Annotated in this window: 1 protein-coding gene; it reads right to left on the bottom strand. The window is 67.5% G+C overall.

Annotation, left to right across the window (positions count from 1 at the left end):
• Positions 1-6 precede the first annotated feature (6 nt).
• Positions 7-786 (bottom strand): transposase family protein, encoded by a 780-nt coding sequence (locus tag KGA66_RS29230; protein WP_211472864.1) that lies wholly within the window; start codon positions 784-786, stop codon positions 7-9.
• Positions 787-929 lie beyond the last annotated feature (143 nt).

Raw genomic sequence — 929 nt, 5'->3', positions numbered from 1 at the left:
GGAGGGTTATTCAAAAGCCCACTTCAGGTAGTACAGGCCGACGATGGCGCGGAGTGTGGCGGGGAACTTCTCCAGGGGTGGCCGGAAGCGGGTGGTTAGGATTTTCCAGTTCTGCAGGTGTGAGTTCGTGCGTTCGACGGCGGCGCGGATCGAGGAGACGGAGGCGTTGAAGCGCTGGTCGTGCGCGGTTAGCTCGGCCTTGGGCGGCTTGCGGATCGGGTGGATGGTGGCGTGGCCCTGGTATCCCTTGTCGCCGAGGGTGTCGTGGCCGGCGAGCCTGGCGGCCAGGCCCGAGGCGGCGTAGGCGTACGCGTCGTGCCGCGCGCCGGGGATCGGATCGCCCACCGCCGCGAGGTCCCCGGCGATCGAGGCGGCGACCTGGATGTTGAACCCCGATTCCTGGTGCTTGTCCGAGTACATCCCGCGGGCGTGCTTCCAGTCCCAGGTCGGGGCGAGGAACCCGTCGACCAGCACCGATCCGCCGCGCCCGACGATCTCGCGCACCGTGGGCACCAGCGCGGCCAACGCCAGGGCGATCGTGTCGCGCAGCAGGTCCCAGCGGCGCGAGGCGGTGGCCTGGGAGACCTCGAACAGCGCGGCGGCCTGGTCCTGGGTCAGGTTGGTGCGCAGCAGCACGCAGACCAGGTCAATCGATCCTTCCAGGCACAGTGCGCTGGGTCGCCCGCCGGGACGGGCGATCAAGGCCGTGCCCAGGTGCTCGACGATCCGGCGGCGCAGTTCGGCGCGTTGCCCGTGGGTCAGGCCTGTGAGAGCATCGAGGCGCACGGCCCCTCCTTGATCAAGTTCTGTGAGAAGACTCGATTCAAGGGCAGGGGCCGTCGTGCTGTCCAGGGTTTCCGCGTAAGTCACAGCCTGTGAATTATGCCGCCCACCTGCGACTACACGAATGAGGCTTTTGAATAATCCTC

Source organism: Actinocrinis puniceicyclus (genome assembly GCF_018283645.1).
Lineage (GTDB): Bacteria > Actinomycetota > Actinomycetes > Streptomycetales > Catenulisporaceae > Actinocrinis > Actinocrinis puniceicyclus.
This window is presented reverse-complemented; position numbering and strand designations above follow the sequence as displayed.